Genomic DNA, 7,749 nt, shown 5'->3' with positions numbered 1-7,749 from the left:
AAAAACTAAAAAATATTTATTTTTATTATTCATGTCTAAAAAAAACCTCCATATTATTATAATGGTATGTTATAACTAATAAATATTATCCCATAAAAAGCCCTCCCCAAAGGAAAATAAACAATCATAAAGCCCCAATGTTAGTAATTCAACCCTCATATATATTCTGTTTTTTCTTAGAAATTTAATTCTTAAACAAGGTGTCCCTTTATAAAAAAAAATTAGTGACTAACCATTTATGGTAATATTAAATATATAAACCCACCACAAACAACACCAAACAAAAAACATACCCCCCTAACCCTATAATGCTAATATCTGAATAAAAAAAAATATATCAAAACACTATAAAAAAAACCAACAAAATGCCCCCCATTTTATATCTTATCTGTTGATTTTTTCAGGAACTAATTATTTGTTTAATTTAATTCTTTAAACCCTTATTTTACGAAACAAAAGAAAAAAATAGATAAGAAAACATTTGATAAATTATTTGAAGCTGCATATTACAGTCCAAGTGCACAGAATGCTCAAGATCTTGAATTTGTTGTCCTTGATGAGAAAATTGATGAATTCATGAATTTGGTATATGAAATAATTAAAGTAGAAGAAGAGGAATTTTTTAAAATAAAACAACTTGGAGAATATCTAAGAGGCAAAGGCAATTATAAAAACCACCCACTCCTTTGAGAAGGAAGACAAATGATATTATCATTTTCTAAAAATCCAGCCAATGCACTGATAGCTAATACAAGACTAGAACTATTAACCTACACAATGGGTCTTGGAGGATTCTATTCATTATTCACACTTAAGGCAGATGAACTGAATCATGATAAATTAATGGAGTTTTTCCCAGAAATAGATGATGATAAACATATGTATTCTGCATTTATAATAGGTTATCCTAGGGTAAAATACAGAAGAACAGTCCCCACATAAAAAAAATAGATGTTCATTACAAAAAATTTATTTCAAAAATTATTGTAGTTTACCAAATATTTATTATAAAACATTTATAAACAAGAATAATAAAAGTTTAGTAATTTACTATAATATCAATATAAATGAAATAATTATTTAATAGGTTAATTATTCATTAAAGACCAATAAAAAGTTTAATAATAATTAAAACATATAAAATTAAAAAACTACTATTTTTACTCTTTTTTTCAAAATAATGAATAATTTAAAGTTTTATATTTCTAATGAATTTTGCAGGAACTCCACCAACTACTGTATTTTCTAAAACATCTTTTCTAACAACTGCCCCTGCTGCAATAATTGCACCGTCACCTATAGTAACTCCAGGAATTATTGTAACATTAGAACCAATCCACACATCATTACCTATTGTAATAGGAGATGGAATTAAATTAGCTCGCTTTTGAGGATTTTCATTATGATTTAAAGTAGCCAAAATAACATTATGGCCAATTAAAATATTATCCCCAATGTAAATTCCACCCTGATCCTGAAATCTACAGCCAGAATTAATAAAAACATTATCTCCAAGGTGAATATTTTTTCCAAAATCTGTTGTAAAAGGTGGAAAAACTCTAAAGTCATCACTAACTTCCTTACCAATTAGTTTAGAAAAGAGTTGTCGAATTTCATCAAGATCATGATATTCATAATTCATTTGACATGTGATTTTTTGGGCTTCTTGAGCATAATAGTTACATGCCTTTGAGACATCTTCATCCATTTCCAATTCTAATCCTTTATTAAAAATATTTAAAAGTTCATTTAATTTTAACATAAATAATAAGTATATTAAAACTTGTATATTAATTGTTTGTAGGATATCTCCATCACTGAAAAAAGAGGAATAAACTTGAAGTAATTATAAATTATTTAAAGATAATTAAAAAATAATATATTAAGATTTAACTAATCGTAATGATTATAACACCATAAATAATATCTCTTCTCATAGATAAGGATAAAAAAAATTAATAGTCTAATATTTATAATAATAAAAAATATAGAATATTTAAACATAAAATATAGAGAATATGAAATCGTTAAATATAGAATATTAATTGTAAAATATGTAAAAAGAAGGAATTATTAATAATAAAGTAAAAAATAAATAAAAAAAGAAAAAAGAGAAAAAACCTATTCTTCTATAGGATGATGTACTCTTTCTGAAAGCTCTTCATTAATTTTATATAAAATTTCAGGATTATCATCAGCTAATTTAACTTTAGCTAAGTTTTCCATAGCATTTTCTTCTTCTTCAACTTGTTCTTCAACATACCATTGTAAGAAATTATTAGTAGCATGGTCTTTTTGTGAAATAGCTAAATCTACTAAATCATTAATTAAACCAGTTACCATTTTTTCATGTTCAAGAACATGTTCAAATGCTGGAATAACTCCATCCCATTCAGTTTGTGGAGCTTCAATTTCAGTTAAAGTAACTTTAGCTCCTCTTCTTATAATATAATCATAAAATTTCATTGCGTGATCTTGTTCTTCAAGTGCTTGAACTCTCATATAATTAGCAAAACCTGCTAAATCATTGTCTTCAAAATAAGCAGCCATAGACAAATATAAATATCCAGAATATAATTCTGCATTTAATTGTTTATTTAAAGCTTTTTCCATTGCTTCATTTACCATCATATCACCAAAATATAATAATTAAAAATAATATTTTTTTTATTAAAAATTTAATTAATATAATTTAATATAGTAATTAAAAATTTAAATTAATATAATTTATTTAAAATAGTTTATAATTAATAAAATAGAACTATTGTTTATTAAATTGTTCTTTACCTATACCACAAACAGGACATACATAATCATCTGATAAATCATCAAATGCAGTTCCTTGTTCATCTTCATCGTAAGTGTATCCGCATACACCACAAACATATTTTGCCATTATTTCACCTCATTATAAAGGGTTAAACATATTTTTAGGTGCCCCACATAACGGACATTTAAATCCATCACCAATTTCCTCCCAAGGAGTGCCAGGAGCAACATCTTTTCTTGCTTCACCTTTTTCAGTGTCGAAAACAAATCCGCACACTTTACATTTATATTCTGCCATAAATAGCACCTCAATATATTATAGTTTTTTATAATATAAATATATTGATAAAATTTAATAATGCATATGATTAAATTAAACTAATTTTTAGAATTATATAAAACAAAGCATAAAAATTTAATTAAATATAATATAAATTAAAGAAAATAAAATTAATATTAAAAGAATTAAACTATAAATTTATTATAAATTTTTAAAAAAAAAAGAATATAAATAAATAATAACTAATTATAATAAAAATTTGACCTTATTTTAACATAATTATTTTGATATTATAACCGGAACATTAGAAACTTCCAAGACTTTTAAAGCTACACTACCTAATTGACTATCATTATAAGGTTTTTCATCATATGTTTTACCATGACTAGCTATTACAATTAAATCAGGATTTATTTTAGATATCATAACTTTAAAATCACTGATAGGATTTGCTGATATAATATGTTCAATTACTGTTACATTATATTCATTTCCTTTTGATGTAATTTTATCTAAAACTGCTCCACCTTCATCATCACCATCATCATAGGACATTTCCATAGGGTCAAAAATATATAATGCAGCTAATTTTGCATTGTATTTACTTGCAATATTAATAGCTAAATCAGCAGCCTTATCTGCAGAACTAGATCCATCACTTGCAATTAATATTTTATTAATCATTCTATCATTTAATTATTAATTATAAAATTATTTGAACTATGTAATTTGAAAATATTTGACTAAAAAATCTAAATTTATTTGAAATAATCTAATTTAAAACTTTTAAACAAATTAAATTAAAATATTATGAATTTTCTATTAAATAGTCTGCATTACAAAATTCAATGAAATTATCAACAAGTTTGTTAATATCTCTACTATCATCTAAAAGATCACCATCATTCATGAAGATTCCTCTATTAGATAATTCCCTCATAAATTCAGTATTATGTGAAACCATTATAATAGTAATACCATACTCCTTTGCTAATTTTTTAAGAGAGTTAGAAACTATTCTTAAGGTTTTAGGGTCAAGATCTCCAAATGGTTCATCTAAAAGTAGAATCTCTGGTTTACTTGCAAGTACAAGTGACAACATTGCACGAACCTTTTGACCTCCAGATAATTCATATGAACGTCTATCAAGTACATCTAAAGATAAATCAAGTTTTTCAAATACATCACTAACTGCATCTTTAACAGCAGTTGCAGGGAATTTTGGAAATAGATCATTTAATATTTCAGGAACAATACCTGCCTGTTCCAATCTTTTTTTTGCCTCAGCTTCGGTTAAATCTGTTAAAAGATATAAAGAATCCAATATCTCATCAGATAATCCTTCTTCTTTTGCAATTTTTTTAGCATTTTCTACAACTTGATTGTTTTTATATCCTAGTTTTGCTGCAAGTTGATCTCGGATTGTTGCATAATGTTGAAGTGCAAATTCCTGATACATAAATCCAAGTTTACGTCTTATATCCATACGATTTAAGGAAGGCTGATGTATGTCTACCCATAGCTCATCATCATCTTTTACAAGTTTATAAGTGACTTTACCTTCATCTGCATCATCAAGACCATCTAATATACGTAAAAGTACAGTTTTACCTGCACCACTAGGCCCAAGTAAAGTTAAAACATCCCCTTTTTTAATATCAAATGTTGCATCTTCAATATTGAGACTTTCTCCTTCATTTAATACATAATATCTTTTTTTAATACCTTCACTTTTAATGATTGTTTCATCTGTAGGAGTGATTTTTATATCAACTTCATCTTCCATATCTTTTAAAAATTCATCTGTAATCTGGTCAACATCATTACTAATTTTAACAATTTCACCATCTTCCATCAGTACAACCCGATCAGCTAAATATTTTTGTACTTCAGGTAAATGTGATACCACAACTACAGTTATTCCTAATTCATCATTGATTTTTTTAACAGCTTCAAGAATTTCTTGTTTAGTTCTAGGACATGCCATAGTAGCAGGTTCATCTAGAAGTAATAATTTTGGTTTTTTTGCAAGTTGTCTTGCCATAATAAGTCTTTGTTTTTCTCCTCCACTAATAATAGTAGATGAGTAATTTTGTTTATCCCATAAACCTACTAACTTTAAAATCCTATCAGTTTCTTGCCCAAATTCTTTTTCAGCTTCATCTGGAATTATAGAAGCTTCATCCTCATATTTAGTCCCATAGAATTTTCTCAATATATTTTCCCTACAACTTGCAGGCCAAAGGCCGAAATTTCTTTGAAGATGAATAGCTGTAGCTTTTTTAAGTTTATTATAATAATATTGACTATCATCAGCTTTAAGCTCAAAATCATCAATTTTAATAGTACCTACATCAAATTTTTCAACTCCTCTAAGACATCGCAGAAGAGTAGTTTTTCCAGAACCACTTGTTCCTATTATTCCAAGAATTTCTCCTTCATTAATTTCCAAATTAATGTTTTTAAGCCCTATAACTTCATCATCATTAGCTAATTTATATGTTTTAGATAAATTTTCAATTTCAATCATAAATATCCACTATTTTAAAAGAAATTTTATAAAAAGTAAAAATATTAAATTTAATTAAATAAATTAAATTTAATGATATAATTTAATTAGTTATTCAAATTCTAATTTAACAGACTCAAAAGATTTAAGAATATCATATTCATCACAGAACTTATTTAATTTACTTCTAAATAAACTATTTAATTGTCTAACTCTAACATCTGTTAATTCTTCATTAGTTTTAATAATAAATACATTAGGAAAAAAATTGTCTTCAAAATCAACTTTAAATCTAACTTCACCGAAATTATAATATTCTGCAATAGATTTAACTTCTTCCAACATCATATTCAATGGATCTTTATTCTCAACAATAACAACTTCAGTATCTATATTCTCTTCATTTACCATAATATCGCCTATAAATATTTAATATAGTAAATTAGTTTAAAATTAATCTATTTATTAAAAATGCCAATAATTATAAAAATATTAATTTAAAATTATATATTTTTTTATTATTTTTTATAAGATTATGAGGGCGAGACACGATTATATTTGATAGTTTTGTATAAAAATATATTTAAAAATTAAAAAATATTTAATATTAAAACAGATATAATGAAATTGTTTAATTAGATTTTTCTAAAACCTATTCATAACCCATCCTCATTATTATAAAAAAAATTTTAATAATAATTCAACTATTTATTTAAAAAATAATGATAATAATTTATAATATTTATTAAATTTAGATTAATTTAAATTTATTTAAATATATGAAATAAGTTAATTATATATTATAAAAACTTCAATCCAAAGATTTAAAAGTAGTGTAGAAAGTATTCCTTTGAACTGGATTTCTTCCTAAACCATTAACAAGTTTAATCAAATCTCTAATAGAAGCATCAACACCATCAGGTGCACCACTAGCTTCAGACAATTCATCACCACCAAGAGTTCCACCTAAATCATTAGCACCTGCCATTAAGGATATTTGAGCAAATCTAAAACCCATTTTAACCCATGAAACCTGGATATTTGGAATTAAATCTCTAAACATCAAACGACTTGTAGCATATAATTTTAAATCTTCTATACCAGTTGCACCTAAATCTTTTTGACCCTTTAAAAAAATAGGTGAAAATTGTGGCATAAATGTCATTGGAATAAACTCTGTAAAACCATGAGTCTCTTCTTGGATTTCTTTTAAAATCCTCATAGTTTCTACACGTTCTTCTACAGTTTCAACATGACCATACATCATAGTTGCAGAACCTGTGATACCTTGCTTATGTACTTCAGTAACTATATCAATCCATTCTTGAGTAGATACTTTATTTGGACAGACTATAGAACGGGTACGGTCAGTCAATATTTCAGCAGCAGTACCTGGAAGACTGTCAAGTCCTGCTTTTTTAAGAATTTTAACACCCTCTTTAATTGAGATGTTAGAATTTAAACAGGCATCATATATCATTGTAGGGGAAAAACCATGAATGGAAATTTGAGGAAATTCATCTTTTAATAATTCTAAAAGATGTTTATAATAATCAATGTCTGCATCTTCTAAAACTCCACCCATTAATGTAAATTCCGTGGCGCCTTTACTTACTGCAATTCGGCCCTTTTCTATAATTTCTTCATCAGATTGTATATAAATATCTGGATCATCCTTATCTTTTCCAAATGCACAAAATCCACATCTTACCTTACATATATTTGTGAAATTAATATTACAATTATTAACAAAACTAACATTATCTCCAACTAATTCATGTCTTAAATAATCTGCAGTCTCAAGAAGTGGAAAAATTTCAGAACCCCTTAAGTTCATTAAATAATTAGCATCTTCAATAGATATAGCTTCATCTAAAGCATTATCTAAAATTTTTCTGGTTTTATCACTTAGACTAAATCGTGTATTCATAATTTTCTATTTAATACAATCATTATATAAATTTTTCTATAATCCTTTTTATTTTCTAATTTAGTTAATATAAATCTAATAGAATATAAAATAAAGAAAATGAAATATTTAATAAAAAATTCCCAAAGAAGTAATAATAAGATTTATAAAATATACAAAAAATTCCTAATATAAAATTAAATAAGATTTATAAAATTAAAAAAAAGTTCCTAATATAAAATTAAATAAGATTTATAAAATTAAAAAAAAGTTCCTAATATA

9 protein-coding genes and 1 pseudogene are annotated in these 7,749 nt (G+C 25.3%); 2 read left to right on the top strand and 8 right to left on the bottom strand.

The genetic code is table 11. The features are described from left to right. Positions 1 to 465 precede the first annotated feature (465 nt). Positions 466 to 570, top strand: a pseudogene (locus QZ146_RS08135) (nitroreductase family protein); the annotation flags it as partial. Positions 571 to 777: 207 nt separating this feature from the next. Next, positions 778 to 942, top strand: coding sequence for a hypothetical protein (locus tag QZ146_RS08130; protein WP_295723406.1), 165 nt, complete (start codon positions 778 to 780; stop codon positions 940 to 942). A 247-nt stretch (positions 943 to 1,189) separates the two neighbouring features. Here the strand turns inward: QZ146_RS08130 and QZ146_RS08125 are convergent, their stop codons facing one another. The 8 genes from QZ146_RS08125 to cofH form a co-directional block, all read right to left on the bottom strand. Beyond that, positions 1,190 to 1,762: a DapH/DapD/GlmU-related protein gene (locus QZ146_RS08125; RefSeq protein ID WP_295723403.1), complete on the bottom strand. Its 573-nt coding sequence runs from the start codon at positions 1,760 to 1,762 to the stop codon at positions 1,190 to 1,192. 359 nt (positions 1,763 to 2,121) lie between these two features. Further along, positions 2,122 to 2,628 (bottom strand): ferritin, encoded by a 507-nt coding sequence (locus tag QZ146_RS08120; protein WP_295723399.1) that lies wholly within the window; start codon positions 2,626 to 2,628, stop codon positions 2,122 to 2,124. Positions 2,629 to 2,761: 133 nt separating this feature from the next. Then, on the bottom strand, positions 2,762 to 2,896 hold the full coding sequence (locus QZ146_RS08115) for a rubredoxin (RefSeq protein WP_295723396.1): 135 nt from the start codon (positions 2,894 to 2,896) through the stop codon (positions 2,762 to 2,764). Between the two features lie 12 nt (positions 2,897 to 2,908). Then, positions 2,909 to 3,067 (bottom strand): rubredoxin, encoded by a 159-nt coding sequence (locus QZ146_RS08110; RefSeq protein ID WP_295723393.1) that lies wholly within the window; start codon positions 3,065 to 3,067, stop codon positions 2,909 to 2,911. A 261-nt stretch (positions 3,068 to 3,328) separates the two neighbouring features. Beyond that, positions 3,329 to 3,733: a universal stress protein gene (locus QZ146_RS08105; RefSeq protein WP_295723388.1), complete on the bottom strand. Its 405-nt coding sequence runs from the start codon at positions 3,731 to 3,733 to the stop codon at positions 3,329 to 3,331. A 124-nt stretch (positions 3,734 to 3,857) separates the two neighbouring features. Beyond that, complete coding sequence (locus QZ146_RS08100) at positions 3,858 to 5,579, bottom strand: ABC transporter ATP-binding protein (RefSeq protein ID WP_295723385.1); 1,722 nt, start codon at positions 5,577 to 5,579, stop codon at positions 3,858 to 3,860. A 90-nt stretch (positions 5,580 to 5,669) separates the two neighbouring features. Continuing rightward, the gene (locus QZ146_RS08095; RefSeq protein ID WP_295723383.1) at positions 5,670 to 5,969 is read right to left on the bottom strand and encodes a hypothetical protein; all 300 of its coding nucleotides are present in this window, start codon (positions 5,967 to 5,969) and stop codon (positions 5,670 to 5,672) included. 400 nt (positions 5,970 to 6,369) lie between these two features. Next, positions 6,370 to 7,488 carry a 5-amino-6-(D-ribitylamino)uracil--L-tyrosine 4-hydroxyphenyl transferase CofH gene (gene cofH, locus QZ146_RS08090; RefSeq protein ID WP_295723380.1) on the bottom strand — a complete coding sequence of 373 codons (1,119 nt, stop codon included), beginning with the start codon at positions 7,486 to 7,488 and terminating at the stop codon, positions 6,370 to 6,372. Positions 7,489 to 7,749 lie beyond the last annotated feature (261 nt).

Origin of the sequence: uncultured Methanobrevibacter sp. (assembly GCF_905235195.1) — an archaeon.
Lineage (GTDB): Archaea > Methanobacteriota > Methanobacteria > Methanobacteriales > Methanobacteriaceae > Methanarmilla.
This window is presented reverse-complemented; position numbering and strand designations above follow the sequence as displayed.

Coding starts and splice junctions, on each gene's coding strand:
- QZ146_RS08130 (WP_295723406.1), top strand. CDS start 778: ATGGGTCTTGGAGGATTCTATTCATTATTCACACTTAAGGCAGATGAA.
- QZ146_RS08125 (WP_295723403.1), bottom strand. CDS start 1,762: ATGTTAAAATTAAATGAACTTTTAAATATTTTTAATAAAGGATTAGAA.
- QZ146_RS08095 (WP_295723383.1), bottom strand. CDS start 5,969: ATGGTAAATGAAGAGAATATAGATACTGAAGTTGTTATTGTTGAGAAT.
- QZ146_RS08100 (WP_295723385.1), bottom strand. CDS start 5,579: ATGATTGAAATTGAAAATTTATCTAAAACATATAAATTAGCTAATGAT.
- cofH (WP_295723380.1), bottom strand. CDS start 7,488: ATGAATACACGATTTAGTCTAAGTGATAAAACCAGAAAAATTTTAGAT.
- QZ146_RS08115 (WP_295723396.1), bottom strand. CDS start 2,896: ATGGCAAAATATGTTTGTGGTGTATGCGGATACACTTACGATGAAGAT.
- QZ146_RS08120 (WP_295723399.1), bottom strand. CDS start 2,628: ATGGTAAATGAAGCAATGGAAAAAGCTTTAAATAAACAATTAAATGCA.
- QZ146_RS08110 (WP_295723393.1), bottom strand. CDS start 3,067: ATGGCAGAATATAAATGTAAAGTGTGCGGATTTGTTTTCGACACTGAA.
- QZ146_RS08105 (WP_295723388.1), bottom strand. CDS start 3,733: ATGATTAATAAAATATTAATTGCAAGTGATGGATCTAGTTCTGCAGAT.